The organism is Methylorubrum extorquens, assembly GCF_024169925.1.
Taxonomy (GTDB): Bacteria; Pseudomonadota; Alphaproteobacteria; order Rhizobiales; family Beijerinckiaceae; genus Methylobacterium; species Methylobacterium extorquens_A.
Map to the genome: position 1 here is coordinate 583,086 of NZ_JALJXF010000001.1, position 26,124 is coordinate 609,209.

Annotated in this window: 22 protein-coding genes; 13 read left to right on the forward strand and 9 right to left on the reverse strand. The window is 70.1% G+C overall.

From position 1 onward, the window contains the following. The first annotated feature begins 117 nt into the window (after positions 1–117). From J2W78_RS02875 to aqpZ, 3 genes are all read left to right on the forward strand, one after another. On the forward strand, positions 118–3,120 hold the full coding sequence (locus J2W78_RS02875; RefSeq protein ID WP_253367892.1) for a bifunctional [glutamine synthetase] adenylyltransferase/[glutamine synthetase]-adenylyl-L-tyrosine phosphorylase: 3,003 nt from the start codon (positions 118–120) through the stop codon (positions 3,118–3,120). Positions 3,121–3,130: 10 nt separating this feature from the next. Next, complete coding sequence (locus J2W78_RS02880; protein ID WP_253367894.1) at positions 3,131–4,024, forward strand: 3'-5' exonuclease; 894 nt, start codon at positions 3,131–3,133, stop codon at positions 4,022–4,024. Positions 4,025–4,288: 264 nt separating this feature from the next. Further along, on the forward strand, positions 4,289–5,029 hold the full coding sequence (aqpZ, locus tag J2W78_RS02885) for an aquaporin Z (protein WP_253367896.1): 741 nt from the start codon (positions 4,289–4,291) through the stop codon (positions 5,027–5,029). A gap of 70 nt (positions 5,030–5,099) precedes the next feature. Here aqpZ and J2W78_RS02890 read toward each other — a convergent pair whose 3' ends face one another. Together J2W78_RS02890 and J2W78_RS02895 are read right to left on the reverse strand one after the other, a co-directional pair. Then, positions 5,100–5,816, reverse strand: a complete 717-nt coding sequence (locus J2W78_RS02890) for a PhoH family protein (protein ID WP_253367898.1) — start codon at positions 5,814–5,816, stop codon at positions 5,100–5,102. Positions 5,817–6,196: 380 nt separating this feature from the next. Next, on the reverse strand, positions 6,197–8,578 hold the full coding sequence (locus J2W78_RS02895; protein WP_253367900.1) for an ATP-dependent helicase: 2,382 nt from the start codon (positions 8,576–8,578) through the stop codon (positions 6,197–6,199). A gap of 115 nt (positions 8,579–8,693) precedes the next feature. On the opposite strand from J2W78_RS02895, the gene J2W78_RS02900 reads away from it, so the two are divergent. The 3 genes from J2W78_RS02900 (at position 8,694) to putA (ending at position 15,819) form a co-directional block, all read left to right on the forward strand. Then, a complete protein-coding gene (locus tag J2W78_RS02900) occupies positions 8,694–8,933 on the forward strand; it encodes a hypothetical protein (RefSeq protein WP_253367902.1) in 240 nt (79 codons plus the stop codon). A gap of 160 nt (positions 8,934–9,093) precedes the next feature. After that, the gene (locus J2W78_RS02905) at positions 9,094–12,624 is read left to right on the forward strand and encodes an AsmA family protein (RefSeq protein WP_253367904.1); all 3,531 of its coding nucleotides are present in this window, start codon (positions 9,094–9,096) and stop codon (positions 12,622–12,624) included. Between the two features lie 87 nt (positions 12,625–12,711). Then, positions 12,712–15,819 carry a bifunctional proline dehydrogenase/L-glutamate gamma-semialdehyde dehydrogenase PutA gene (gene putA, locus J2W78_RS02910; RefSeq protein WP_253373947.1) on the forward strand — a complete coding sequence of 1,036 codons (3,108 nt, stop codon included), beginning with the start codon at positions 12,712–12,714 and terminating at the stop codon, positions 15,817–15,819. 6 nt (positions 15,820–15,825) lie between these two features. Here putA and J2W78_RS02915 read toward each other — a convergent pair whose 3' ends face one another. Continuing rightward, entirely contained in the window at positions 15,826–16,068 is a 243-nt protein-coding gene (locus J2W78_RS02915) for a DUF2188 domain-containing protein (RefSeq protein ID WP_135298182.1), read from the reverse strand. 88 nt (positions 16,069–16,156) lie between these two features. Further along, complete coding sequence (locus J2W78_RS02920) at positions 16,157–16,384, reverse strand: hypothetical protein (RefSeq protein ID WP_253367906.1); 228 nt, start codon at positions 16,382–16,384, stop codon at positions 16,157–16,159. Between the two features lie 113 nt (positions 16,385–16,497). Between J2W78_RS02920 and J2W78_RS02925 the strand changes: the two genes are divergently transcribed. Then, the gene (locus J2W78_RS02925) at positions 16,498–16,734 is read left to right on the forward strand and encodes a hypothetical protein (protein WP_253367908.1); all 237 of its coding nucleotides are present in this window, start codon (positions 16,498–16,500) and stop codon (positions 16,732–16,734) included. 18 nt (positions 16,735–16,752) lie between these two features. Here the strand turns inward: J2W78_RS02925 and J2W78_RS02930 are convergent, their stop codons facing one another. Both J2W78_RS02930 and J2W78_RS02935 read right to left on the reverse strand, forming a co-directional pair. Beyond that, positions 16,753–17,307, reverse strand: a complete 555-nt coding sequence (locus tag J2W78_RS02930; RefSeq protein ID WP_253367910.1) for a glutathione peroxidase — start codon at positions 17,305–17,307, stop codon at positions 16,753–16,755. Between the two features lie 91 nt (positions 17,308–17,398). Then, positions 17,399–17,869: a histidine kinase gene (locus J2W78_RS02935; protein ID WP_253367912.1), complete on the reverse strand. Its 471-nt coding sequence runs from the start codon at positions 17,867–17,869 to the stop codon at positions 17,399–17,401. 375 nt (positions 17,870–18,244) lie between these two features. Between J2W78_RS02935 and argJ the strand changes: the two genes are divergently transcribed. From argJ to J2W78_RS02955, 4 genes are read left to right on the forward strand one after another with little or no spacing between them, the layout of a single operon-like run. Beyond that, positions 18,245–19,489: a bifunctional glutamate N-acetyltransferase/amino-acid acetyltransferase ArgJ gene (argJ, locus tag J2W78_RS02940; protein ID WP_253367913.1), complete on the forward strand. Its 1,245-nt coding sequence runs from the start codon at positions 18,245–18,247 to the stop codon at positions 19,487–19,489. Then, positions 19,486–20,208 carry an SIMPL domain-containing protein gene (locus J2W78_RS02945; protein ID WP_253367915.1) on the forward strand — a complete coding sequence of 241 codons (723 nt, stop codon included), beginning with the start codon at positions 19,486–19,488 and terminating at the stop codon, positions 20,206–20,208. The genes argJ and J2W78_RS02945 overlap by 4 nt, the downstream gene beginning before the upstream one ends. Further along, entirely contained in the window at positions 20,205–20,621 is a 417-nt protein-coding gene (locus J2W78_RS02950) for a (deoxy)nucleoside triphosphate pyrophosphohydrolase (RefSeq protein ID WP_060768254.1), read from the forward strand. Before J2W78_RS02945 ends, J2W78_RS02950 begins: the two co-directional genes overlap by 4 nt. A gap of 28 nt (positions 20,622–20,649) precedes the next feature. Next, positions 20,650–22,194, forward strand: coding sequence for a DUF6880 family protein (locus tag J2W78_RS02955; protein WP_253367917.1), 1,545 nt, complete (start codon positions 20,650–20,652; stop codon positions 22,192–22,194). An 8-nt stretch (positions 22,195–22,202) separates the two neighbouring features. On the opposite strand, the gene J2W78_RS02960 is transcribed toward J2W78_RS02955, so the two are convergent. Both J2W78_RS02960 and J2W78_RS02965 read right to left on the reverse strand, forming a co-directional pair. Then, positions 22,203–22,559: a DUF427 domain-containing protein gene (locus J2W78_RS02960; RefSeq protein WP_253367920.1), complete on the reverse strand. Its 357-nt coding sequence runs from the start codon at positions 22,557–22,559 to the stop codon at positions 22,203–22,205. Then, positions 22,556–23,449: a methyltransferase domain-containing protein gene (locus J2W78_RS02965; RefSeq protein ID WP_253367922.1), complete on the reverse strand. Its 894-nt coding sequence runs from the start codon at positions 23,447–23,449 to the stop codon at positions 22,556–22,558. Before J2W78_RS02965 ends, J2W78_RS02960 begins: the two co-directional genes overlap by 4 nt. Positions 23,450–23,650: 201 nt before the next feature. On the opposite strand from J2W78_RS02965, the gene J2W78_RS02970 reads away from it, so the two are divergent. Continuing rightward, complete coding sequence (locus J2W78_RS02970) at positions 23,651–23,878, forward strand: hypothetical protein (protein WP_253367924.1); 228 nt, start codon at positions 23,651–23,653, stop codon at positions 23,876–23,878. A gap of 29 nt (positions 23,879–23,907) precedes the next feature. Continuing rightward, positions 23,908–24,675, forward strand: coding sequence for a ComF family protein (locus J2W78_RS02975; RefSeq protein ID WP_253367926.1), 768 nt, complete (start codon positions 23,908–23,910; stop codon positions 24,673–24,675). A gap of 81 nt (positions 24,676–24,756) precedes the next feature. Here the strand turns inward: J2W78_RS02975 and J2W78_RS02980 are convergent, their stop codons facing one another. Beyond that, on the reverse strand, positions 24,757–26,016 hold the full coding sequence (locus J2W78_RS02980; RefSeq protein WP_253367928.1) for an MFS transporter: 1,260 nt from the start codon (positions 26,014–26,016) through the stop codon (positions 24,757–24,759). Between the last annotated feature and the right edge of the window lie 108 nt (positions 26,017–26,124).

The window sequence follows — 26,124 nt, forward strand, 5'->3', positions numbered from 1 at the left end:
GCCCCTACATTGTCGTGCCGTCCCGAAAGTCCCTTGGCAGATCCCGATTTGCGCGTTTGATGGGCAGAGCCGCGGCATGGCGGCGATGCGGACGCTTCGAATCGCAGAAGGGACGGCATGGGCAGGCGAAACGACGGGCAGATTGCCCGCGACGACGGCACGGCACCCCTGATCGCGCGGCTGGGGCAAGCCCCGCCGCTCTCGAATCCCGAGGCAGCACAAGCGCGCCTCGACGAGATCGCCGACGCACTCCCCGCCACCCTGCGCGAGGGCCCGGCCCGCGACCTCCTCGCGGCGCTCGCCGACCACTCGACCTTCCTGTGGTCGCTCGCCTCGCGCGATCCCGCGCGCCTCGTCCGCCTGTTCGAAGAGGCGCCGGAGGCGGCCGACGCCCGCATCATCGCCGCGCAGCGCGCCGCCGGCCGGGCGGGGGAGGGCGCTGCTCCCGACCTCGATGCCGTCGGCAAGACCCTGCGGCGGAACCGGGCCGAGCACGCGCTCCTCGTGGCGCTCGCCGATATCGGCGGTCTCTGGCCGCTGGAGCGGGTGACCGCCGCGCTCTCCGATTTCGCGGACGCCTCGGTCTCGGCGGCCGTCGATGCGATGCTGCTGCAAGCGGCAGCCTCCGGCCGTTTCCTGCCGAAGGATCGAACCGAGCCGCAGGCCGGCTCGGGTCTCGTCGTGCTGGGCCTGGGCAAGCTCGGCGGACGCGAGTTGAACTATTCGAGCGATATCGACCTGATCGTCTTCTTCGATCCCGAGGCGGCCCCCCTGAAGGAGGGGCTGGAGCCGACGCCGTTCTTCACCAAGCTGGCCCAGGGCGTCTCGAAGCTGCTGCAGGAGCGCACCCGCGACGGTTACGTCCACCGGGTCGATTACCGCCTGCGGCCCGATCCCGGCTCGACGCCGACCGCGATGAGCCTCGCCTCGGCCTATGTCTATTACGAGACCACGGGCCAGAACTGGGAGCGGGCGGCCTTCATCAAGGCGCGGCCCATCGCCGGCGACATCCCGGCGGGCGAGCAGTTTCTCGCCGACCTCACCCCCTTCGTCTGGCGCAAGTATTTCGATTTCGCCGCGATCGCCGACGTGCACGCGATGAAGCGGCAGATCCACGCCGTGCGCGGGCACGAGGCGCTCGCGGTGGCCGGCCACGACATCAAGCTCGGACGCGGCGGCATTCGCGAGATCGAGTTCTTCGTCCAAACCCAGCAGCTCGTCTTCGGCGGCCGCCGCCCGATGCTGCGCGGGCGCTCCACAGTGCCGATGCTGGCGCGTCTGCACGAGGACGGCTGGATCTCGGCGGAAGCGCGCGACGAACTCAGGGTGGCCTACGCCTTCCTGCGCACGGTCGAGCATCGCCTGCAGATGGTGCGCGACGAGCAGACCCAGCGCCTGCCGACGGACCGGACCGAACTCGAGGATTTCGCGCGGTTCGCGGGCTTTGCCGACCTCGCCGGGTTCGAAGCAGCCCTGCTCGCCCATGCCGGCCGGGTGCAGGCGCACTACGCCTTGCTGTTCGAGGCCGGGCTCGACCTCTCCTCGGAGGTGGGTGACCTCGTCTTCAGCGGCGCCGCCGACGATCCGGCGACACTGGCCACCCTGCGCAGCCTCGGCTTCCGCGATCCGGAACGCGTCACCGACACGGTGCGCGGCTGGCATTTCGGGCGGCGAGCAGCGGTGCGCAGCCCGCGCGCCCGCGAGGTGCTGACCGAGCTGGTCCCGGCCCTGCTCAAGGCTCTCTCCGGCACGCCCGATCCGGATGCGGCCTTGGCCAATCTCGACCGCGCCTTCGGCCGGATGCCGGCGGCGGTGGAACTGCTGACCATCCTGCGCGAGCACGAGCGCCTGCGGCTGCTCTTTGCCGATCTGCTCGGCAGCGCCCCGCGCTTGGCGAGCACCGTCGCCTTCTCACCGCACGTGCTCGATGCGGTGATCGACCCCGATTTCGTCGATCCGTCGGTGGATGCCGCAGCCATTGCCGCGCATTACCGCGCCCTTCTGGGCCGGCCCGACAGCCACGAGGTGTTCCTCGACCGCAGCCGCGACGCTGCGCGGCAGCTTCGCTTCCTCACCGGTGCGCGGCTCCTCTCCGGCATCTTGACCCCGCAGGCGGCCGGCCGCGCCTTCTCGGCGATCGCCGACGCAGCCGTCGCGACCGCGCTGGACGCCGTGTCCCAGACCTTCTTCGCCGATCACGGCCCGATCCCGAACGGCCGCATCGTCGTGCTCGGCTATGGCCGCCTCGGCTCGCACCAGCTCACGGCGGAATCGGACCTCGACCTCGTGGTACTCTACGACTTCGATCCGGAGAACCGCGCCAGCACCGGCCCCAAGCCCCTCGACGCGGCGGTGGCCTACAACCGGCTGACCCAGCGCCTCGTCGCCGCACTCACCGCCCCGACCCGCCGCGGCCTGCTCTACGAGGTGGATCTGCGCCTGCGTCCCGGCGGCGGCCAGGGCGCGGTAGCGGCGCAGTTCCGCAGCTTCCGCGCCTACCAGCGCGAGGAAGCGGAGTTGTGGGAGCACATGGCGCTGACCCGCGCCCGCGTCATCGCCGGTGACGCCAGCCTTGCCGAAGAGGCGAAAGCAACGATCCGCGATGCGCTGATGCAGCCGCGTGACGCCGACACGGTGAACCGTTCAGTGCGCAGCATGCGGGCCACGGTCGAGAACGAGAAGGGCGATCACGGCCCCCTCGACCTCAAGCTCAGCCCCGGCGGTTTGCTCGACCTCGATTTCCTGGCGCAGGCTCTCGTCCTCGGCCATGCCCACGCCCATCCCGAACTGATCGGCTTTGACGCGCCCGAGGTGTTCGCCCGCGCGGCCGAAGGCGGGATCATCGCGGACGTCGAGGCGGAGCAACTCGGCGACGCCTACCGGCTCCTCGACGACGTGCACCAGTGGCAGCGCCTGATGGTCGAGGGGGACCCGACCCAAGCCTCCGATGTGGCGCTCGCCCGCCTCGCCCGCGCCGCCAACCTGCCCGATGCCAAGGCGCTTAGCGCGCGGCTCGACGAGGAACGGCGGACGGTGCGGACGATCTTCGACCGCCGGCTCGGCGAGCCGGAGGGAGATAGTGACGTTCGCGCCTTGCGGGATGAGTCCGCGACCCGTTAATCTTGTCCGCATGAGCGTCGTCGCGATCGATTTCGAGACCGCCAACGAGCGGCGCGACAGTGCCTGCGCGGTCGGGCTCGCCTGGATCGAGGGGGGCCGCGTCGTGCGGCGCGTATCCCGGCTGATCCGCCCGCCGCAGATGCGGTTCTCGCCCGGAAATATCCGCGTTCACGGCATCCTGCCGGCCGATGTCCGCGACGCGCCGACCTTTCCCGAGGCGATCGCCGAGTTCCTCCCCGACTTATCCGGCGGGTTGATGCTCGCGCACAATGCCGGCTTCGACATGGGCGTGCTCGCCGCCTCGCTCGCCGCCTGGGGCGAGCCGGTGCCGGACATGGCCGGCCATTGCACCCTCCAGATCGCCCGGCGCGTCTTCCCGGATCCGGCAGGCCACGGTCTTGCCAAGGTTGCGGGCCGCCTCGGTATCCGCTTCGAACACCACGATGCGGGCGAGGATGCCTATGCCTGCGCCGAGATCGCCCTCGCGGCCTTGCGTGAGACGGGTGCGACCGACATCGCCGACCTCGCTCGCGGCCTCGGTCTCACCCCGATTCGTGGGCTCACGACGCCGCGCCGGGACATGACCCGCTCGACCTCGGCGAAGGCCCTGCGCGCCTCGGGCATCGTCGATCTCCGGCCCTCGAACGCGCTGCGCTTTGCCATGCGGGGCAGCACCGGCAACCGCTACCTGCTCGAGTTCGAGGAACGGACCGACGGGCCTTATCTGCGCTGTTCCTGCCCGGCGGGCACCCACCGCCGCCGCTGCCGCCATGTCGATGCGCTGGTCGAGGGCGACATCACCGAACTGACGTCGAACAATTTCGACGATGTCGAGCGGCTGCGCCAGTTGCTTGAGGGCAAGAGCGTCGGACCGCTGCGGATCAAGGGCGCCGCCGCAGCCTGACACTGCACGATGTGATCAGCATTTGCGCTGAGACAAAGCAAAATTGCCAGTCAAGGCGCATCAGGCGCGCGAGCAGTACCACTCTTTCGTGCCCCTCAACGTATGACACCGCTCATTGCTAGCGCGATCCGCGCGTGAAATCTTCGCCCGCTGCGTTTCGGCGGGCGCCGACGCAGACGACCTCAGTCTCACGGTGCGCCGATCAGACCTTCGACACGACCGTTTGGTGTGGGCCGCGTGACCTTCGCAGCAAGAGGTGTCGCCATGGATCACGATACGATGCGTCGGACGACCGCCGAATTCTTCGGCACCTTCTGGCTGACCTTCGGCGGCTGCGGTGCCGCCGTCCTCTCCGCCGCCTTTCCAGAACTCGGAATCGGCTTCCTGGGCGTCGCCTTCGCCTTCGGCTTCACCGTGCTGACGATGGCGTACGCCGTCGGCCACATATCCGGCGGCCACTTCAATCCGGCCGTCACACTCGGATTGTGGTCGGCGAGACGGTGCGCGAGCCGGCACGTCCTGCCCTACATTATCGCTCAGGTCATCGGTGCAACCGTGGCCGCCTTCGCCCTCTACACCATCGCCTCCGGCAAGGCGGGCTGGGTGCCGAACGGATTTGCTGCGAACGGCTACGGCGAACTCAGCCCCGGCAAGTACGACCTTGCCGCCTGCTTGATCATCGAAGCCCTGACGACGTTCATCTTCCTGTTCATCATCATCGGCACAACGTCGAAGGGCGCCGCGGCGGGCTTTGCCGGCATCCCCATCGGGCTTGCCCTCGTGCTCATTCACCTGATCTCGATTCCGGTGACCAACACATCAGTCAACCCGGCGCGCAGCACGGGACCGGCCCTGTTCGCGGGCACGGACTATATCGCGCAGCTCTGGCTATTCTGGCTTGCGCCGATCGCCGGAGCCATCGCGGCCGGCGTTGTGGCAAGATGGCTCTACGAGCCTGCCGACATCGTCGAGACGACGATCGTCGAGAGGGGCGTTGAAATCTGACCGTGGTCGGCGCGTGACGACGAGGCAGCCTCCGTGCCCCGTCATCACGCGCCATCAGATCTCGCGACTGCTACAACTTCTCTTCCTCGAACGCCCTCACCCATTCCGCGCAGATGCCGGAGCGGACGATGTCGTCGAGGGTGAACTCCACGATCGGGATCGTCATCATCCGGCTCTTCACGAGGTGGATGACGGTGCGAAGTCCCGAGGTCTCGCGCAGGTCGGTCTGGGAAACGTCGCCGTTGATGATGACCTGGCAATCGTCGCCGATGCGGGTCAGGAACATCTTGATCTCGGCGGTGGTGGTGTTCTGCGCCTCGTCGAGGATCACGAGGCAGTTCTTGAAGGTGCGCCCGCGCATCACCTCGAACGGCACGACCTCGATGTCGCCGGTCTTCACCGCGATGTCGAAGGCGGCCGCACCCATGCGCTCTTTCATGGTCTCGGTGAGGGGCGCGACCCAGGGCGCGATCTTTTCTTCAAGCGTGCCGGGGAAGAAGCCGAGGGAGCGGCCGGACGGCACGTTCGGACGGGTGATGACGACCTTCGAAATCCGGCGTTGACGGAGAAGATCGGCGGCGCGGGTGCCGGCGATGAAGGTCTTTCCGGTGCCGGCCGGGCCTAAGACGATGACTTGCGAAGATGACGCGAGCGCGTCGAGGTACTGACCTTGTCGATCGGTCAGTGGTTGAATGGGTGCGAGGTTACGTTCCTCGTCGAAGCGGGTCCGATGCATCCGGATCGGTCGGTCCTCAACCAGTTCAAGCCGTGCGCGTCGTCTCTTCATGGATCGATACTCCACCTTGACTCGTGCGTGACTCTCGCAAACTCGCTTTTTCAACCAGTCTCGACTTGTCCGTCTCTCCTTCGATTCGGCGAAGACATCGCCGATCTTCGTTCAACTGTACGCAAGAGCAAAGCCAAACCCCATGAGTCGGTTCCACTGTATGACGTGATGTCTGTGGAGAGCGACTTTACGGCAACGCTTCGCTCTCACTGCGAAGGTTGCAGGCGGGGGCGACGCGGGCGTGACGGCTTTGCGAAGAAGCGATGACCCCAGCACCTGTCGGTGCCGCCTGCGGACCGGGACGATCCTTGCCTGGGCCATCGCGGGCATCGCCCTCCTCGGGCGAGGGGCGGCCGGCGGAGAACCGCCGACGGGACGCTTCAACCGGGTTGGAGGAAGCTGTCGAGGACCATCTTCCGGCCGGCCTTGTCGAAGTCAACGGTGAGCTTGTTGCCGTCGATGCCGGCGACCGTGCCAGGCCCGAACTTGGTGTGGAGGACGCGGCATCCGTGCTCGAACGCCGAGGGTGCGGCCGTGGATTTGGCGACCAGCTCGCCCTCGATCTCCCGTGGTCCCCCCGAGCGGCCGCCCCGGCCCTGCCCGAGTCCCCCGCCGAAATTGCCCGACGTGTTGGCCTGCGCCCGCTGCCAGCCCGGCGTGCCGTAGGAGGAGCCGAACGGGGTCGGGTTGCGGTCGAAGCGCGAGGCGCCGGCCGAGAAATGCGCGGGCGCTTCGACCACGTCCACGGCCTGCGGCGGCAGCTCGTCGATAAAGCGTGAGGGGATGGTCGAGGACCACATCCCGTGGATGCGCCGGTTGACGGCAAACGACAGCTTCGCGCGCTTGCGGGCGCGGGTGAGCCCCACATGGGCGAGCCGCCGCTCCTCCTCCAGGCCCGCCCGACCGCTCTCGTCGATGGCGCGCTGGTTCGGGAAAAGGCCGTCCTCCCAGCCCGGCAGGAACACGGTGTCGAACTCCAAACCCTTGGCCGCGTGCAGCGTCATCAGCGAGACGCGGTCGGCCCCTTCCGCCTCGGAGGCTTCCATCACCAGGGAGACGTGTTCGAGGAAGGCCGCCATGTCGGGGAATTCCTCCATCGAGCGAACGAATTCCTTGAGGTTTTCGAGCCGCCCGGCGGCGTCGGCCGAACGGTCCTTCTGCCACATCTCGGTGTAGCCGGATTCCTCCAGGATGGTCTGGGCGACCTCCGGATGCGGCTTGGTCTCCACCAGCCGCACCCAGCGCGAGAAGCTCTCGACGAGGCCGCGCAGCATCGAGCGGGCGCGCGGCTTCAGCTCGTCGGTCTCGATCAGCTTTCGCGCGGCCGCCAGGAGAGGAACCCGGTCGGCACGAGCAAAGGCGTGGAGCGTCTGGAGCGTCGCGTCGCCCAGGCCGCGCTTGGGCGTGTTGAAGATGCGTTCGAAGGCGAGGTCGTCGGCGCCGTTCATGGTGACGCGCAGGTAAGCCAGCGCGTCGCGGATCTCCGCCCGCTCGTAGAAGCGCGGACCGCCGACAACGCGATAGGGCAGGCCGACCTGCACGAACCGGTCCTCGATCTCGCGCATCTGTGCCGAGATCCGCACCAGCACCGCGATCTCCGAGAGCGCATGCCCCCTGCGCTGGAGTGACTCGATCGATTCGGCGACCTGACGCGCCTCCTCCTCGGAATCCCACGAGCCCGTGACCGTCACGGGCTCGCCCGCCTCGTCCTCGGTGCGCAGGGTCTTGCCGAGGCGGCCCTCGTTCTTGGCGATGAGCCCGGAGGCGGCGGCGAGGATGTGCCCGGTCGAGCGGTAGTTGCGCTCCAACCGCACCACGGTGGCGCCGGGAAAATCGTGCTCGAAGCGCAGGATGTTGTCGACCTCGGCACCGCGCCAGCCGTAGATCGACTGGTCGTCGTCGCCGACGCAGGCGACGTTCTTGCGGGCCTGGGCCAGCAGCCTGAGCCAGAGATACTGGGCGACGTTGGTGTCCTGATACTCGTCCACGAGGATGTAGCGGAAGCGGTCCTGGTAATTGGCCAGGATGTCCGGATTCTCGCGCCACAGCTTGAGGCAGAGCAGCAGGAGGTCCCCGAAATCGACCGCGTTGAGCGTCGCGAGCCGGGCCTGATACGCCGTGTAGAGCTGCCCGCCCTTACCGAAGGCGAAGGACTGTGCCTCGCCCGGCGGCACCTGTTCGGGGCTCAAGCCCCGGTTTTTCCAGCCGTCGATGGTGTGAGCTAGCGCGCGCGCCGGCCAGCGCTTCTCGTCGATGTTCTGGTCACTGATGACCTGCTTCATCAGGCGGAGCTGGTCGTCGGTGCCGAGAATCGTGAAGTCGGATTTGAGGCCGACCAGTTCGGCGTGGCGGCGCAGGATCTTGGTGCCGATGGAGTGGAAGGTGCCGAGCCAGGGCATGCCCTCGCCCGCCGGCCCGATCAGCCCGCCGATGCGGTGCTTCATCTCGCGGGCGGCCTTGTTGGTGAAGGTCACCGAGAGGATGTCGTAGGGCCGCGCCTTGCCGGTGGCGATGAGGTGGGCGATGCGCGTCGTCAGAACCCGCGTCTTGCCGGTGCCGGCCCCTGCGAGCACGAGCACGGGGCCCTCCGTCGCCTCCACGGCGCGGCGCTGCTCCGGGTTGAGGCCGGAGAGGTAGGACGCGCCCTCGGGCCGAAGGGCGGCCATGGCGCGGGCGGCGATGGAGGTCGGGGCCGACGGCGCTTCGTCGTCGGACGGGCGCGGCCGGAACGCGCCGTGCGCGTCGTTGGGCTCTTGCATCATACGCGCATCCCTGGACCAAAAGGCGAACGCCGTCGAGACCCGATCCGGAACCGGCTCCACCCCCCACGCGTCACTCCGGAAGCCCGAAACCCACGCCGATGAAGGATGTGAGGCCATGCGCGCCCCGTCTCTCGCCCTCCTGACCCTGCTCACCGCACTCACGCCTGCTTGGGCGCAGAGCCCCGGCAACCGTGGCGCCACGAGCCGGCAGAACCAGTCGTTCGAGTACCGGAACGAGAACCGCAACTTCGAACAGCGACAGACTCTGGAGAACAGCGCCATCCGCAACCAGATCCAGCGGGCGCCGCTCAACGTTCCGCCGCCGGCCGGGCCATCCTTCGGCATCCGCCGCTGACGATCGGCGAAAGCTTGAGCGTGAGATGCGGGCTGGCCACGGCCTGTGCTATGGCCGCAGGGACGCGGGTTTTTCACCGTTCAAGTGGCATCGGCCGTTCGAACGCGTGTGAAACGCGAACGAAGTCCTGCGGTCCGCAGGCCAGGCGGAAGCGATAACGGTGCGTGATTCCCTGACCGCGCTCGCGGGCGCCGTCGTGCTGATTCTCGTGGCGGCCCTTGCGGTGCCGCCGTTCATCGACTGGTCGGCGCATCGCGCGCTGATCGACCGCATGGTGAGCGATTCCCTCGGGGCCGGTGCCCGCAGCGAGGGCGCCATCGACCTGCGTCTGCTGCCCTCGCCGCATCTTCGCCTCGCCCGCCTGCGGCTCGGCGCCGAGGATGGGCCGGCCCTCGACGCGCAAGCCGTCGACGCGGAGATCGCCCTGGCCCCCCTTCTCAAGGGTGAGGTGCGCTTCGTCCAGACCTCGGTCGAGTGGGCTGGGCTCAACCTGCCGGTCTCCGACGAGGCGGTGCTCCTGCCGCGCGAACCGCAAACGCTGCGCCGCGACATCGTCATCGACGACCTGCGCATTCGGCGCCTTACGGTCGCCACGGTACGGACGGGTGAGGCGCCGCAGGAGCAGTTCGCCGCCGAGAACCTGCGCCTCAGGGCGCCCGCGCTCGCCGGGCCCTGGCTGGCGGAGGGAACGGCGAAGGGCAGCCCGTTCCACATCGCCACCAGCGTGGCCGGCAGCGATGGCGGCCTCTCGCTGAAGCTGACGGGGGGCGGCGACACCATACCCCGCCTGGAACTCGATGCGCGCATCACCCTCAAGCCCGAGGACGGGTCGGGTGCGGACGGGGCACGCCGCAGCCTCGTGCCGGAGGCGGAGGGCAGCGCCCGGCTCACCGTCGGCCCGCCGGTGCAGCCGGCGGGCGCCGCCCTGCCGCTTACCCTGGCGGCCAAGTTCGCGTCGCGCGGCCCCGTGGTGCAGGCCAAGACCGTCGATCTCGAACTTGACCCCGGCGGCAAGGCCGCCCGCCTGTCGGGCAGCGGCCGCCTCGATCTGCGCGAGGCCCGGCTCGGCCTGACCCTGCGGACCCGCCGCCTCGACCTCGATGGGCTGCTGCTTTCCGGCGGCGCCCGCGGGCTGCTGGCGCAGGGGCTGACATCGGGTGCGCTGGCGCCGCCGCTTCTGCTTGACCTCGATATCGCCGCCGAGAGTGTCGCCCTCGGCCTCGATGATTGGGCCGATGTCGGGTTTCGCGGCACCTTCGATCGCACCGGCGGCCTCGTGCTGCGCCGCTTCGAGGGCAGGGCGCCGGGGGCCGCGACCGTCGCAGCAACCGGCGAGGCCGAGCTGTCGGGCTCGCCGCGCTTTACCGGGCATATCGACATCGCCGCGCGCAACTCGGAGGCCGTCGGGCGCTATCTCGGCCGGATCGGCGCCGAAGAAAGCGTGACGGCGATTCTCGACGGGCGCGCTTTCGAGATCGGCACGGACCTCTCGGCGGCCGGCAGCGACCTGTCGCTGCGCAACCTGCGCCTCGCCCTGGGCGAGGCCCGCGTCACCGGCAACGCCCGTTACCTGCGGGCCGATGCGAACGGGCGCGGGCGGCTCGATGCACAGCTTTCCGCCAACGGCATCGACATCGCCGAATTGCCCCCCCTCGGTGAGCTCATGTCGGGCCTGCATCGGCACGACCTCGGACTGACGCTGAAGGCGCGTGACGTGCGCTATGGACCGGCCGGCGCGCATTCCGGCAACGGCACCATCGCGGTCAGCCTGCAATCGGACGGGGCCAGCCTCGTCGTCGATACGCTCGACATCGCCGACCTCGCGGGTGCGAGCGCCCAGCTCGCCGGGCGGATCGCGCCGGACGGCTCGGGCCGGATCGAGGGCCGGGTAACGGCCGGCAAGGCGGCACCGCTGCTGGCCCTGCTGGAGCGCGGCTTCCTGCCCGAGGCCCGCCTCGTGCCACAGAGCGTCCGCCAGAGCGGATTGGCCCTCGATCTAACCCTGGAACGGGAATCGGGTGAGGCGGATGCGTTGCGCGCATCCGCGAAAGGCAAGGCCGGCGAGGGCGATCTCGACCTTGCATTGCTGACTCGCTCCGGCCGAATCGACCGCCTCGACGCGGCGCTGACGATGCAGAGGACCGGCCGCTGGTTCGGCCGCGACGACATTGTCGCCCTGCGCCAGCCGGGGCGCCTGCGGCTGACCGGCGCCCGGCCCGCCGCCGAGGCCGGACAGGAGGGCACGCCGCCGCTCGCGCTCGGCATCGAAGGCGATCTTGCCGGCCTCACGGTCGCGACGTCGCGCCCGATCCTGCTCGATGCCCTCGACCGCCCTCCGACCGGTGGCACGCTGCGCTTGGCAGCGCCCGACCTTGCCCCCTTCCTGATCCTCGCCGGCAGTGCCGGCCCTGTGGCCGGGCCGCTGCCCGTGGCTCTCACCGTGGCCCTGTCGCGCCGGAATGCGGCGCTGCACGCCGACGTCACGGGGCAGGTGGCGGGGACCGACCTCACCGCCGCCCTCGACCGCGCCCCGGACGGCGCGCTGACCGGCAGCGCCACGCTCGCCCGCCTGTCCCTGCCGGCGCTGGTTGCGGCGACGGTCCTGCCCACCGACGGCACCGGACGCTTCGCCGCGGTGCCGGCGCAGCCGCAGGTCAGCCTCGGCCTCAAGATCGGTGGGCTCGATCTCGGCCGGGGCCTCGTCGCCGACAATGCGAGCCTGACGCTGGTGCGCGAGGGCGACGCGCTGAGCCTGCGCGACCTCTCGGCCGGTCTCGCCGGAGGGAGGCTGGCCGGCAGCATCACCCTGGCCCGGCCGGCGGGCGCCGCTGCGGTGTCGGGCGAGGGCAGCGTCGAGGGCGCCGATCTGACCGGCCTGATCGGGGCAAGGCCGATCACCGGCCGGCTCTCGGCAGCCCTGCGGTTCGGCGCCACGGGCGTGAGCCTGAGCGCCCTGGCGAACGATCTTTCGGGCAACGGCGAGATCCGGCTCGCCGATCTCGCGCTCCCCAGCGCCGACGCGGGCGCCGTGGACCGGGCACTCGGCAAGGCGCTGGCCGAGGACGATCCCTTGCGCGAGGGACGGCTCCAGGCGCTCGTGTCGGAAGAGCTGTCCGCCGGTGCGCTTCGGGCCAAGGGGCCGATTTCGGCCCCCTTCACTCTCTCGGCCGGCACCCTGCGCACGGGCCCATTCGGCATCGATCTCGGCTCGGCGCGCTGGAACGGCACGCTTCAGGTCGATCTGCGCGGTCGTGCTCTCGACGCCCGCGGCGCCCTGACGGCGGCGGCCGGGCCGAAGGGCTGGTCCGGAGCGGCGCCCTCGATCCAGCTCGGGTTCGGCGGGCCGCTCACCGCGCCCGAGCGGCGGCTCGACGCGGCGCCTCTGACGACGGGCCTTGCCGCCCTCGTGCTCCAGCGCGAACTCGAGAAGATCGAGCTGTTCGATGCCGACCAGAGCGAGCGCCAGCGCCGCCGCGCCCGCATCGAGATGGACCGCGCCCGGATCGCCGCCGAGGAGGCGGCCCGGCAGGCCCGGATCAAGGCGCAGCAGGCCGCCGCCGAGGAGGCAGCGCGCCAAGCCCGCCAGCGCGAGGCTGAGGAAGCCGCCCGCCGCGCCCGGATCGAAGCCGAGCCGGCGCCTGCTCCGGAGGCGCAGCCGCTCGATATCAGCCCGCCCGGCGCGAGGCCGTAAGAGCGAGCGCGGGGCGATCACGGACCGCCGTTTTCTTAAATGACGGAATTGGTCTGTCGGACGACAGAGAGAGTGCTACTCTCTCATATGACCGATGGTCCGATGTCTCCGTCGCGTTTTCAGGCCTGCTATGCCCCGGACGATGCCGCCTTGGCGGAGGCGTTGCTGTGGGAGGCGCCCCTGCCGGCGGCCACGGAGGCGGCGGTCGATCGGCTCGCCTCCGACCTGATCGGCGCGATCCGCGCGGATGCCGGCCACGGCGCCGTCGAGGCCTTGCTGCGGGAATATGCGCTGACGACCCGCGAGGGTCTCGCCCTCATGAGCCTCGCCGAGGCACTCCTGCGGGTGCCCGATGCGGCCACCGCCGACCGGCTGATCGCCGACAAGCTGCGCGAGGGTGATTTCGCCCATCACGCGGTGCGGTCGGAGAGCGGTCTTGCCCAGGCCGCGTCCTGGGCGCTCGGCCTCGGCGCCCGCCTCGTCGGCCCGCAGGACACGCCCGAGGCGACGCTGGGAAGCATGGTCCGCCGCCTCGGCCGCCCGGCCGTGCGCGCGGCGGCCCACCGGGCGATGCGGGTGATGGGCGGGCAATTCGTGTTGGCCGAGGAGATCGGCGCGGCACTCAAGCGGGCCGGCTCGGGCGCGGCCCGCCGTTCCCGCTTCTCCTTCGACATGCTCGGCGAGGGCGCCCGCACGGCCGACGACGCCGAGAGCTACCGCCAAGCCTATGCCCGCGCCATCGCCCGGATCGGGCGGGAGGCCGGCAACGCGCCGATTCCGGCCCGGCCGGGCATCTCGGTGAAGCTCTCGGCGCTGCATCCGCGCTATGCCCCGACGCAAGCGGCGCGGGTGATGGCCGAGCTGGTGCCGGTGGTGCGCGACCTCGCCCGCGACGCCCGCGCCCACGACCTCAACTTCACCCTCGACGCCGAGGAGGCGGAGCGGCTCGAACTCTCCCTCGACGTGTTCGCCGCCGTGTTGGCCGATCCGGCGCTCGCCGGCTGGGACGGGTTCGGGCTGGCGATCCAGGCCTATTCGAAGCGCTGCCTTCCGGTGATCGACCATGTCGCGGAACTCGCCGAGCGGCACGACCGGCGGCTGATGGTACGCCTCGTCAAGGGCGCCTACTGGGACACGGAAGTGAAGCTCGCCCAGACGCAAGGGGTGGCCGACTATCCCGTCTTCACCCGCAAGGCGATGACGGACCTGAACTATCTGGCCGCCGCCCGGCGGCTGCTGGCGCTGCGCCCGCGCCTCTACCCGCAATTTGCCACGCACAACGCGCTGACCGTGGCGAGCGTGCTCGGCCTGGCCGGGCTACTCGATCGTCCGGCGGACGAGGAGGCCGGCTTCGAGTTCCAGCGCCTGCACGGCATGGGCGAGGCGCTCTATCAGCGGCTCGCCGAGCGGGCGCCGGGCATCGGCCAGCGGGTCTACGCGCCCGTCGGCGGCCACCGCGAGCTGCTTGCCTATCTCGTCCGCCGGCTGCTGGAGAACGGCGCGAACTCCTCCTTCGTCGCCCGCGCCGCCGATCCCGCGGTGCCGGTGGCCGACCTTCTCGCCCGGCCTCAGGCCCTGGTGGAGACGCCTTCGCAGGCTCGGCACCCCAAGATCCCGCTGCCGCGCGACCTATTCGGGCGCGAGCGCCGTAATTCGCCGGGGCTCGCCTTCGGCGACGGCGCGGCGCTGCAGCGATGGACCGAGGCCGTCGCGAGGGGCGCCGGCCCCGCCGAGGCCGCGCCGATCATCGACGGGACCGCCCAGACCGGCCGTGCCCGAAAGGTGGTCAGCCCCATCGACGGCGCGGCGCTCGGCAGCGTCATTGAGGCGGACCCCGCCACCGCCGCGCTCGCCATGGCGGCAGCCGCGCGGGGGTTCCCGGCCTGGGCCTCGACGCCCGCCCGCACGCGGGCCGCCTGCCTCGAGCGAGCCGTCGACGCCTTCGTGCGGGAGCAGGACCGGCTCCTGCACCTGCTGCAAGCCGAGGCCGGCAAGACCCTCGACGATGCCGTGGCCGAGTGGCGCGAGGCGATCGACTTCCTGCGCTATTACGCGGCGCAGGGCCGGGATTTGTTCTGCGAACCGCAGAGCCTGCCCGGCCCGGCGGGCGAGGCCAACAGCCTGCGCCTCGTCGGCCGGGGGGTGTTCGTCGCGGTCTCGCCCTGGAATTTCCCGCTCGCGATCTTCACCGGGCAGGTCGCCGCGGCGCTGATGGCCGGCAACGCCGTCGTCGCCAAGCCGGCCCCGCAGACGCCGCTGGCGGCGGACCTCGCCGTGCGCCTGCTCCACACGGCCGGCATTCCGGGAAGCGCCCTGCACCTCGTCCCCGGCGGACCGGAGACCGGCGCCGCGCTGATCGAGCATCCGGCCCTGTCCGGCGTCGTCTTCACCGGCTCCACGGCGACGGCGCAGCGGATCAACCGGGCGCTGGCCGCCCGCGACGGCGCGATCCTGCCGCTGATCGCCGAGACCGGCGGCATCAACGCGATGATCGTCGATGCCACGGCGCTCCCCGAGCAGGTGGCCGACGACGTGGTGGTCTCGGCCTTCCGCTCCGCCGGCCAGCGCTGCTCGGCCCTGCGCCTGCTCCTCGTGCAGGAGGACGTCGCCGACAGGATGATCGCGGCGGTGGCCGGCGCGGCGCGGGAGCTGACGGTCGGCGACCCCCGCGATTTGGCCACCGATCTCGGTCCGGTGATCGACGCCGGGGCGAAGGAACGGCTCGACGCGCACATCCTGGCCATGAAGGCCTCGGCGAGGGAGCACTTTGCCGGCGCGGCGCCGGGCGGCCTCTATGTGGCGCCCCACATCTTCGAGATCGGCGGCGTCGCCGATCTGCGGCAGGAGGTGTTCGGGCCGATCCTCCACGTCGCCCGCTACCCGGCGGACGGCCTCGGCTCGGTCATCGCGGCGATCCGGGCCGGCGGCTACGGGCTCACCCTCGGCATCCATTCGCGGATCGAGGAGACTGCCGAGCGCATCGCCGAGGCCCTGCCGCACGGCAACGTCTACGTGAACCGCAACATGATCGGCGCCGTCGTCGGCAGCCAGCCCTTCGGCGGCTCCGGCCTGTCGGGCACCGGCCCGAAGGCCGGCGGTCCCCATTATCTCGCTCGCTTCGCCACGGAGCGGACGCTGACCGTCAACACCGCTGCTGCGGGCGGCAGCGTCGGCCTCATCACCCTGGAAGGCTGAGGGAGCTCAGTCCTCCGCGACCTTGGCCACCGGCCGGTCGTTGCCCTGCGCGGTCTCGTCGTGCCACTGGCCGCTCCCGTCCTGGTAGCGGATGCCCTCGGTCGAGCCTGGAACCTGCTGCTCGGCGGCTGCGGCCTGCGCCGCCTGCAACGCCTCCGCCCGGCTCGGGAAGGTCTCCGAGAACACGTCGCCAACCTTGTAGGCGAAGCCGCCGTCGTGCTCGACGATGTGGTAGGTCACCTCGGTCATCGCAAAATCCCGTTCGCTTCCAACGTGTTTCGTTGCACGTGCTGGAGCCCGAACCGGCCAGGATGCCGTAGGTTCCGTTTCACCCCTCTCAATGCCGGGTCGGCGGACGGCGCGGGAGGCGGGCCACAGCGGCTTCGCAGCCGGCGATCAGGGAGCCGCGCACGTCGTCCCGATCGAAGCCGACGCCTTCCGGAAAGGCGACGACGTGAGCCTCGGTCCAGCCTTCGGGCCGGATATGCGCAATCCAGCCCTCCGGCGTCCGCTCGAAGCGAACCTCGTAGACGGTGCCGTCCTGCTCGAAACTGTGCGGTTCCATGACGCGATCTTTGGCTCGATCTTTCCGGCCGCAATGATGACGCGGCCGGCTGGCATGTGGGGAGGCGCCCCGTGCCGGCGCGAGTCCCCGACGACCGGAAAATCTTGCCGCCGATGCGCTCCAGCACCGTCTTCGCCGCCGCGAGCCTCTGCCTCGCGGCCCTGCCATGCCGGGCCCAAGGCGTGCCACCGAACCCCTTCGCCTCGAACTACCCCTCGAGCGGCCCGTCCGCAGCGCCGCTCATGGCCGAGCGGGAGCGGCGCCTTCAGGCTCCGCGCGCCCGGCGTCCCCTACCGTCGGGGCGGATCGAGCGCGGGTTGCTGCCGCCGGCCGACATTCCGGGCCGGTAGAACCACACGGACCTTCGCTCAGGCCTGCCCCAGTTCCGCGACGATGGCACTGACGATGCGCGGATCGCTCGGATCGACCTGGGTCGCGAAGGCGGCGCGCAGGGTGCCGTCACGGCCGACGAGGTACTTGTGGAAGTTCCATTGCGGGCTCTGCCCCGGCTTCTGCTCGGCCGCCCAGCGGTAGAACGGATGGGCGGACGGCCCCCGGACATGGGTCTTGTCCGTGACCGGGAAGGTGACGCCGTGATTCTTTCGCGCGGCCTCGGCGATGGCGGCGCCGTCGAGCGGCTCCTGATTGCCGAAATCGGGCGACGGCACCGCGATCACCGTCAGGCCCCGCGCGCCGAAGCGTGTCCAGAGGCCTTGAAGGCCAACGAATTGCGGGGCGTAGCCGCAAGCGGTCGCGGTGTTGACCACGAGGATGGGTTTGCCGGCATAGGCCGAGAGTGGAAGGCCGCCTCCCTCCGGTTTGTCGAAGGCGAAGGCGCCCGCCGGCCCGGCTTCCGCGGCATGGGCGCGGCCCGCCGCGAGAACGGCGAGCATCGCGAGGCAGTCCCGGCGGCGAATCGTCATGGCGTTGGTCCTCCGGCGCGGAGGCTGCCATACCCGGCCTACCGTCGGGTACGGGCCCCATCGTCGCGGGCGCGGCGATGGGGAGGCGGGATCAGCCGGCGCGGGCCGCCATCGCCTCGCGGACCGAAGAGGCGACGGCCTCCTCCGGGCCCAGGGAGGAGATCAGCAGCGCGTCCGCCGGCACGAGGTCGGCACAGTCGTTGACCGCCGAGTCGCAGGCGACGACGATGCCGAGATTCGGTCGCAATGCGCGCGCTTCGGCGGCGAGCTCGCTGAGGCCGAGCGCGCCATGCAGTTCGGCATCGGTCACCAGAACATCGACGGGCAGGCCGAGCACCAGCACCGTGAGGGCATCGACGGCCGAATCAACGGAGATGGCGCTGTAGCCGGCCCGGCGGATCTGCCCGTTGATCTCATCGCGCCACTGCTTGCGGCGTCCGGCGACCAGCACCTGGACCCCGTAGCAACTGCGCGGGGCCGCGTTGCCACCCACCTGTCCATCCGAGCGGACGGGATCGAGGTCGATGGTCGCTTCCTCACGATCTTGGGTGCGCTGCATCATTCTAGGTTAAGCAGGTTGCGTAAGGCATACAAGCGGCAACGCTCGACCGTGGCGAAGGTGCATTTTTCGAGACACAGTTTCCGCAACAGATTTCGAGGGCGGATTCGACAGGCCTTTGTCTTCTGCATCGTTGAGTTGCATCGCTGAAAAACGAGCTATCCCGACCCAACCGGTCTGCGCCCCGCATGAGAAGCGCCGGGGAGACGCCGTCTCACGGCCGGGGGCCTTACCGCGCGTGTTGACGTGAGGCCCGGAGGACGCAAGACAGCGACCCGCGACCATGACGTTCATGCCCGTGTCGCCTGCGCATGCGAGGCCGCCCCTCCCGATGCGGCCGAATGGGCGAGAGCGGGTACGAGACGGAGCCGACGAACGATGTCATCCACCGAGATCTCCCCCCTGGCACCCGCCGCTTCGCCGTCGCTGCCAGAGATCGCGGGCGTGCGCGTCGCCACGGCGCAGGCCGGCATCCGCTACAAGAACCGCACGGACGTGCTCTACGTCGCCCTGGCCGAGGGCACGCAAGTGGCGGGGGTGTTCACCCGCTCGCGTTGTCCCTCCGCGCCGGTGGATTGGTGCCGTGACGCCTTGAAAGCCAGGAAGGGCGCAAGGGCGCTCGTCGTGAACTCGGGCAACGCTAACGCCTTCACCGGGCTGAAGGGTCGCGAAGCCGTGGCGCTGACGGCAGAGATCGCCGGCCGGGCCGCCGCCTGCGCCCCGGAGGCGGTGATGATCGCCTCCACCGGCGTGATCGGCGAGCCGCTCGACGCGCGCAAGTTCGAGGGCGTGCTGGCCGAATGCGCCGGACGCGCCGAGGGTGGCGCCGACGCCTGGGCGCAGGCCGCGCAGGCGATCATGACGACCGACACCTTCCCCAAGCTCGCCACCCGCCGGGTCGAGATCGACGGCGTGCCGGTAACGATCAACGGAATCGCCAAGGGCGCGGGCATGATCGCCCCCGACATGGCGACGATGCTGGCCTTCGCCTTCACCGACGCGGCGCTGCCGCAGGACGTGCTCCAGGACCTGCTGAGCGCGGGCACGAAGACATCATTCAACTGCGTGACGGTGGACGGCGATACATCCACCTCCGACACGCTGCTGCTCTTCGCCACCGGTGCCGCCGGCAACGCGGCGGTGACGCAGGCCGACGATCCGCGGCTCGCCGGATTCCGGGCGGCCTTGGACGATCTGCTGATCGAACTGGCGCAGCTCGTCGCCCGCGATGGGGAGGGTGCCAACAAGCTCGTGACCGTCGAGGTCGAGGGTGCCGAAAGCGATCCCTCCGCCCACCGCATCGCGATGTCGATCGCCAACTCGCCGCTGGTGAAGACCGCGGTGGCCGGCGAGGACGCCAATTGGGGCCGCGTGGTGATGGCCGTCGGGAAGGCCGGCGAGCCCGCCGACCGCGACCGCCTCGCGATCTGGTTCGGCGACGTGCGCGTCGCGGTGCAGGGCGCACGCGACCCCGATTACAGCGAGGAAGCGGCCAGCGCCGTGATGCGGCGGCCCGAGATCACCGTGCGGGTCGATCTCGGCCTCGGCCAGGGTCGGGCGCGCGTTTGGACCTGCGACCTCACCAAGGCTTACGTCGCCATCAACGGAGACTACCGCTCGTGAAGCTCTTTTCCGCGCTCGCCGTTCCCGTCCTGTTGTTCGCCATGGCGACGCCTGCCGTGGCCGATGACGAGAACGGCCGCATCCGGGTGATCGGCCGGGCCTCGCAGGAGGTCGCGCCGGATTTTGCCTCGGTGGAAATCGGCGTCGAAACCCGCGGCGCCACGCCGGCCGCCGCCCTCGATGCTGCGAGCCAAGCGGCGAAAGGCATCGTCGCGAGCGCCAGGGAAATGGGTGTGGCGGAGGCCGATATCGGCACCTCCTCGATCACCCTGCAGCCGCGGACCAAGACCGTGCGCCAACCCGACGGCTCGATGGGCGAGCGGGACGACGGCTACACGGCGGGCAATCGCGTGCGGGTGCGCCTAGCCGAGATGGGCAAGCTCGGCGAACTGATGCGGCGCACCCTCGAATCCGGGGCCAACCGGATCCAGGGGATCAGCTTCGGCCTGCGCGACCCAGCCGCGGCGGAGGCCGCCGTGCAGGTCGCCGCCGTCAAGGATGCCCGCGCCCAGGCCGAGCGCATCGCCGAGGCGACCGGTGTGAAACTCGGCACCGTCGTCTCGATCGAATCGCCGCCGCGAGCCGAGTCGCCCCGGCCCATGCCCTCCGCCATGGCAATGAAAGCGCCGGCCCCCCGCGGCCGCACCGCCGTGCCGGTCGTGGCGGGAGCGATCGAGACCTCGGCCGAGGTCGATGCCGTGTTCGCGATCAGCCGATGAGCACCCCGCTCAAGCTTCTTCTCGTCGTCGCGGCGGCCCTGGTCGATGCCGACGGGCGGGTGCTGATGGCCCAGCGCCCCGAGGGCAAGGCGCTGGCCGGCCTCTGGGAGTTTCCCGGCGGCAAGGTCGAGCCCGGCGAGCGGCCGGAGGAGACGCTGATCCGTGAACTCGCCGAGGAACTCGGCATCACGGTGAAGGAGCCGTGCCTTGCGCCGCTCACCTTCGCGAGCCACGCCTACCCGGATTTCCACCTGCTGATGCCGCTCTACATCTGTCGGCGCTGGGAGGGGCTTCCGCAGTCGCGCGAGGCGCAGGCACTCCGCTGGGTGCGGCCGGGGGCTTTGCGCGATCTACCGATGCCGCCGGCCGATCTGCCGCTGATCCCCTTCCTGATCGATCTGCTCGGACCCTGACCGGGCCCGAGGCCTGAAGGGGGAAACGATGGCGCGACGGGCGAAGGCGGCGGTCGAGAGTGGAGTGTCGGCGAAAGCGCCTACCCAATCGAAGCCGCCCAAAAAATCCCGCAGCACCACGCCGACGGCTGAAAACCTCGCGGCACTCAGCCAGGAGCGGCTCATCGCCCTGATCCTCGAAGAGGTTGGCCAGAGCGCGCCGTTCAAGAAGCGGGTGAGTGCCGCGATCGCCGCGCTCCAGGGACCCGACAGGGTGGCGGCCCTGATCGACCGCCGCCTCTCGGCGCTGGAAAAGGCCCGCGGCTACATCGATTGGCAGAAGCGCCGGGCTTTCGCCTCCGACCTCGACGCCACGCTCGCGACCATCCTCTCCGACCTGAAGCCGCTCGATGCCGGCATGGCCCTCGACCGGCTGCTGCGCTTCCTCCAGAGCGCCAGCGCCACGCTGGAGCGGGTCGATGATTCCGCCGGACAGGTGCATGCCGTCTACGAGGCCGCCGCCGAAGCCGCCGCAGGCCTCGCGGCGGGGCTCTCGGCGGATGCCGCGCTGGGCTTCGCGACCCGCGCACTCGACGGTCTCGACGACGATGGCTTCGGCCTCGTCGGTGCCCTGCTGGTCGATCTCCTGCCGAAGCTGCCGAAGGCCGCGCTCGAACCGCTCGACGCACATCTCGTCGAAGCCCTCGCCAAGCTTCCGGCATCGGCCACGAAGAAGGCCGGGCCGGCGGTCTTCGAGATGGCCGGGCAGGAATGGGAGCGGCGCTACCACCGTCTGAGCCTCATCCGCCTGCGTCAGGTCATCGCCGACGCCCGCGGTGACGCCGACGCGTTCATCGCCCTCGAACTGGAGATGTCGCCCGAGCGGCCCGATCTCGGGGCGGTGGCCGAGCGGCTGCTCGCGGCAGGCCGCGCCGCCGAGGCCCTCGACTGGATTCGCCGCAAGCAGAAGCGCGGCACGGTCGTGATGACCCGCGAGGATCTGATCGTCGGCGGCTTCGATCCCGACGGCCCGGAACGCGAGCGCGAGGCGGTCGAGATCCGCATCCTCGACGCGCTCGGCCACAAGGACGAGGCGCAAGGTTTACGCTGGTCGCGGTTCGAGAAGAGCCTCGATCCGCAGGCCCTGCGCGATTACCTCGCCCGCCTGCCGGACTTCGAGGACGAGGAGGCTCTGGAGCGCGCCTTCGCCCACGCCGCGAACCGCAAGGACCCGCATGGCGGCCTCTACTTCCTGATCCGCTGGCCGAATCTGGACCGCGCCGCCCGCCTCGTGCTCGATCGGCGCGACGCATGGTCGGGCCGGATCTGGGAGTTGCTCGCCCCGGCCGCCGAAGCGCTGGAGCCGGACCATCCGCTCGCGGCGAGCGTGCTCTATCGCGCGCTCATCGACGACATCCTCGAACGCGGCCGCTCGCCCGCCTACGGTCACGGCGCCCGCCATCTGATGCGCCTGGGCGAACTCGCGCGGGAACTGGCGCCGGGCGATCTGACGCCGAGCCACGCCGAGTACGCGGCACAGCTTCGCAAGGCGCATGGGCGCAAGTCGGGGTTCTGGTCTCAGGTTGAGGGGTAGGGCGACCCTCAAGCCTCGATCGCATCGACCCGGTCGGGATAGAAGGCGACGTGGCCGCGGATGCGCGCCACCGCCGGAAACGGGTTCTCGTAAGACCACGCCGCCGCTTCCTGGGTCGCGCCGCCGACGCTCAGGTCGAGATAGAAGGCCTCGCCCTTGTAGGGGCAGAAGGTCCGCCGCGGATTCGGGGCAAGCGCCTCCGCAGCGACATCCTCGCGCGGGAGGTAGAGAACGGGGTCGTAGCCCGCCTCGCACAGCTTCAGCGCCCGCCGCGTCTCGGCAACGACGCGCCCGCCGAGCCGTACCCGCACGGGCCTCGGGTGGGGCGTGATGGTGATCGGATGAGCGGGGCCGGGCTCCTTCATGCCGGCTCCTCCCGGATCGGAAACCGATGCTCGGCGGCACCGAGGGCGTCCGCGAGCCGCGTCTTGGCGCTACCGGGCCGCAGCGGCTTCTGCTGGCTCTCATGCGGTGCCCAGCCGGACAGCCACAGGATCTCGAAGGTCGCCCGCAGCCTCCCGTCCGGATCGGAAAAGCGCTCTGCGTAGATCGCGGCGGCCCGCATCAGCGTCGCCCGGCGCAGCGGCACGCGGCGGCGGTCGTGCAGGGCGTTGGTCAGCCCCATGGCACGCAGATCGCGCATCAGCGCGAAGGGGTCGCCGTAACGCACAGTGATCGTGTCCGCGTCCACCACCGGCAGGGCGAAGCCCGCCCGCTGGAGCAGGCCGCCGAGGTCGCGCAGCTCGGCAAAAGGTGCCACGCGCGGGCTCACGCCGCCTTCGATCTCGCTCTCGGCCTGGAGGAAGGCCTGGCGCAGCTCTGTCAGCGTCGCACCTCCGAGCAGGCCGGCGAGGAACAGGCCGTCGGGCTTGAGTGCCCGGCGCACCTGCAGCAGGGCGCCCGGCAGATCGTTGACGTGCTGAAGCGCCAGGGCCGACACCGCAAGGTCGAACCCGGCATTCCCACCGAATGGCAGCACTTCAGGGTCGCCGACCACCGAGCCGGCTGGCTCAGAGATCGGAGCGAGGCGGATCATCCGCTCGACCCGGCCGCTCTGCAATAGGCGCTCGGACACAACGGGAAGCGGCGTACCGAGATCGAGTGCGACGGGAAAAGAGCGGGTGACCGCCGCAAGACGATCCTCCAGATCCTCGGCGACCCGCTCTAGCAGGAAGCCGGCATAACCCGATCTTTGCGCACGCGCGATGCGGCGGCGAACGAGAGCGGGATCAAACAGGGGGGCGGACTCGTTCATCGATCGGGGAGATGGGGATCCGAGGGTGCGGCGGCCAGGGCGTGAGTTCGGCTCCGGCGCTGTGTCCGCAGGCATCTCTTTGTTCGTGCAGGCGCCGTTTCACGATTTCGCGAATCGTGCCTCTGCACTATCATCGGTTGGGATGGCCTTGGAACGGAATCCGGGTCTCTCCGTTTTGCTCGTCGATCGAGGAGGTTGAAGATGACACGGATTCTGATCCGCGCCGCTCTGATCCTTGTCGCCGTCGCGCTGGCCAGCACCGCGGAGGCCAAGGGTTGCCTGAAGGGCGCCATGGTGGGTGGCGTGGCCGGGCACATGGCCGGACACGGCGTCATGGGTGCCGCGGCTGGCTGTGCCGTCGGCCGGCATCAGGCGAACAAGCGGGATAAGGCAGCTCAGCAGGGCGCTCAGCAAAACGGCGCGCACTGACAGCGTAGCTTGACGACATTCGTCTATCGATGGCGGCGCCCGGACGACCCGCTCTGTGGAGCGGCGTAGGGCGCATCGCTTCGACCGTCATCGGTCTGATCTATCCTCCGACCTGCGTGTCCTGCGGAGCGGCGACCGGTCAGCCGCACGCTCTCTGCGCCGCCTGCTGGAGCGGTTTGCGGCTGATCGAGCGGCCCTATTGCGAGCGGCTCGGCACGCCCTTTGCCCTCGATCTCGGCGTCGGCCGCCTGCTTTCGCCCGGCGCCATCGCGGAGCCGCCGGCTTTTGGTCGGGCGCGGGCTGTTGCGCTGTATGAGGGCACCGCACGCGACCTCGTTCATCGTCTCAAATACAATGACCGTCTCGATCTGGCTCGGACCATGGCACGCATGATGGCCTCAGCCGGGCGTGAACTGCTGGACGAGGCGGAGTTGATCCTGCCCGTGCCTCTCCATGGCTTGCGCCTCTGGCGGCGGCGCTTCAACCAATCGGCCTTGCTGGCCCGCGAGATCGCCCGTGTGTCAGGAACACCGTGCGATTTGCGGACACTCGCCCGTGTGAAGGCGACACGGCCTCAGGTCGGCCTGACCCGCCATCAGCGCGCGATGAACCTTCAGGGTGCCTTTCGCGTGGCGGAAGCCGCGCGATCACGGATCGCCGGACGGCGCCTCCTGCTCATCGACGACGTGGCCACCACGGGCGCAACGGGCAACGCTGCCGCACGGGTGCTGCTGCGCGGCGGTGCGGCGAGCGTCGATCTCCTCACCTTCGCGACGGTGACGCGGGACGGGCTGTAAGGCCATTCCGTTGCCCCCAACGGAAACGGGGGCCGCGAAGGCCCCCGTCCGAACGATCCCTGTGAGACGGACCGATCCGCTTTACGCGCCCGCGGGCTCCATGCGGCCCCCGGCCTGAGCCTGCGCTTCGGCCGGCTGATCGAGCACCTTGCCGCGGGGGCCGACCCAGGCGCCGACCCACTTGCGCTGCCACAGGAACAGGCAGCCGAGCACCAAGCCGGTGAACAGGGCGTAGATCACGAAGCCCGAGGCGAAGCCGCCGGTATACTGCTTCGAGAAGCCCATGACGTTGGGCAGGATCGCGCCGCCGAGTGCTCCGACCTCGCCGATCATCGAACCGGCGACCGCGGTGTTGGTCGGCCAGCGCAAGGGGACGAGCTGGAACAGCGCGCCGTTGCCTGCGCCGAGTGCGGCGAAGCAGAGCATGAACAGCAGCGTCGTCACGGCGAGCGAGGGCGTGGTGGTCAGCGCCAGGAACGAACCGATCGCGGCCAGCAGCACCAGGGAGAGGACGAGGATGCCGCCCATCCGGTCGGCGAAGTAACCGCCGAGGATGCGGATGCCGGAGCCCATCAGGGCAGCCAGCATCGTGAGGCGACCGGCCTCGACCTTCGTGACGGCGAACTGCTCGTAGAAGAAGGTCGGCAGGAAGTTCGACAGGCCGATGAAGCCGCCGAACGTGATGATGTAGATCAGCGAGAACGACCAGCCGTCCTTGGTGAACAGGCAGGAGACGTGCTCCTTGAAGCTCTGGCCGTGGCAGTCCGGCGGCTCCTTGGCGAGGACGATCATAACGAGGATCGGGATGATCATCACCAGGCCGGCGAAGCCGTAGACCGCCTGCCAGCCATAGGCCTGGGCCAGCGGCGGCGCGAACAGCACGGCGAGCACGGTGCCGGAATTGCCGGCACCCGCGATGCCCATGGCGAGCCCCTTGTGCTCCGGCGGGAACCAGCCCGAGCCGAGCGAGAGCGCCACGCCGAACGAGGCGCCGGCGATACCGAGCAGCACGCCCATGGCGAGCACGTCGTTGTAGGAGGAGACGAAGAAGAAGCCGTAGGCCATCGCCAGAACGATGACGCCCATCTCCGTCAGTGCCGCGTTCTTGCGGCCGATATACTGGGCCAGAATCCCGAGCGGAAAGCGCATGATCGCGCCGGCCAGGATCGGAAGCGAGATCATGAAGCCGGTCTGGGCCGGGGTCAGTCCGTAGGTCTCGGTGATGAACGGGCCCATGGCGCCGTTGAGCACCCAGATCGCGAAGCAGAAATCGAAATAGAGGAAGGCGGCGAACAGGGTCGGGGGGTGGCCCGACTTCATCACGGTCTTGAAGGATGCCATCGGCGTGCTCGTGGGGCTCGAAGACGCGCCGTTCGGGCAAGCCGGGCGCGGTCTCTCATGCGGAAGAGTGTGTCCGGACATGCGCCGTCCGAGCGCGAGGCGCCGTTG

Bases quoted from the DNA above. Each gene is read 5' to 3' on its own strand.
- J2W78_RS02875 (WP_253367892.1), top strand. From the start codon at position 118: ATGGGCAGGCGAAACGACGGGCAGATTGCCCGCGACGACGGCACGGCA.
- J2W78_RS02880 (WP_253367894.1), top strand. From the start codon at position 3,131: ATGAGCGTCGTCGCGATCGATTTCGAGACCGCCAACGAGCGGCGCGAC.
- aqpZ (WP_253367896.1), top strand. From the start codon at position 4,289: ATGGATCACGATACGATGCGTCGGACGACCGCCGAATTCTTCGGCACC.
- J2W78_RS02890 (WP_253367898.1), bottom strand. From the start codon at position 5,816: ATGAAGAGACGACGCGCACGGCTTGAACTGGTTGAGGACCGACCGATC.
- J2W78_RS02895 (WP_253367900.1), bottom strand. From the start codon at position 8,578: ATGATGCAAGAGCCCAACGACGCGCACGGCGCGTTCCGGCCGCGCCCG.
- J2W78_RS02900 (WP_253367902.1), top strand. From the start codon at position 8,694: ATGCGCGCCCCGTCTCTCGCCCTCCTGACCCTGCTCACCGCACTCACG.
- putA (WP_253373947.1), top strand. From the start codon at position 12,712: ATGACCGATGGTCCGATGTCTCCGTCGCGTTTTCAGGCCTGCTATGCC.
- J2W78_RS02915 (WP_135298182.1), bottom strand. From the start codon at position 16,068: ATGACCGAGGTGACCTACCACATCGTCGAGCACGACGGCGGCTTCGCC.
- J2W78_RS02920 (WP_253367906.1), bottom strand. From the start codon at position 16,384: ATGGAACCGCACAGTTTCGAGCAGGACGGCACCGTCTACGAGGTTCGC.
- J2W78_RS02925 (WP_253367908.1), top strand. From the start codon at position 16,498: ATGCGCTCCAGCACCGTCTTCGCCGCCGCGAGCCTCTGCCTCGCGGCC.
- J2W78_RS02930 (WP_253367910.1), bottom strand. From the start codon at position 17,307: ATGACGATTCGCCGCCGGGACTGCCTCGCGATGCTCGCCGTTCTCGCG.
- J2W78_RS02935 (WP_253367912.1), bottom strand. From the start codon at position 17,869: ATGATGCAGCGCACCCAAGATCGTGAGGAAGCGACCATCGACCTCGAT.
- argJ (WP_253367913.1), top strand. From the start codon at position 18,245: ATGTCATCCACCGAGATCTCCCCCCTGGCACCCGCCGCTTCGCCGTCG.
- J2W78_RS02950 (WP_060768254.1), top strand. From the start codon at position 20,205: ATGAGCACCCCGCTCAAGCTTCTTCTCGTCGTCGCGGCGGCCCTGGTC.
- J2W78_RS02955 (WP_253367917.1), top strand. From the start codon at position 20,650: ATGGCGCGACGGGCGAAGGCGGCGGTCGAGAGTGGAGTGTCGGCGAAA.
- J2W78_RS02960 (WP_253367920.1), bottom strand. From the start codon at position 22,559: ATGAAGGAGCCCGGCCCCGCTCATCCGATCACCATCACGCCCCACCCG.
- J2W78_RS02965 (WP_253367922.1), bottom strand. From the start codon at position 23,449: ATGAACGAGTCCGCCCCCCTGTTTGATCCCGCTCTCGTTCGCCGCCGC.
- J2W78_RS02970 (WP_253367924.1), top strand. From the start codon at position 23,651: ATGACACGGATTCTGATCCGCGCCGCTCTGATCCTTGTCGCCGTCGCG.
- J2W78_RS02975 (WP_253367926.1), top strand. From the start codon at position 23,908: ATGGCGGCGCCCGGACGACCCGCTCTGTGGAGCGGCGTAGGGCGCATC.
- J2W78_RS02980 (WP_253367928.1), bottom strand. From the start codon at position 26,016: ATGGCATCCTTCAAGACCGTGATGAAGTCGGGCCACCCCCCGACCCTG.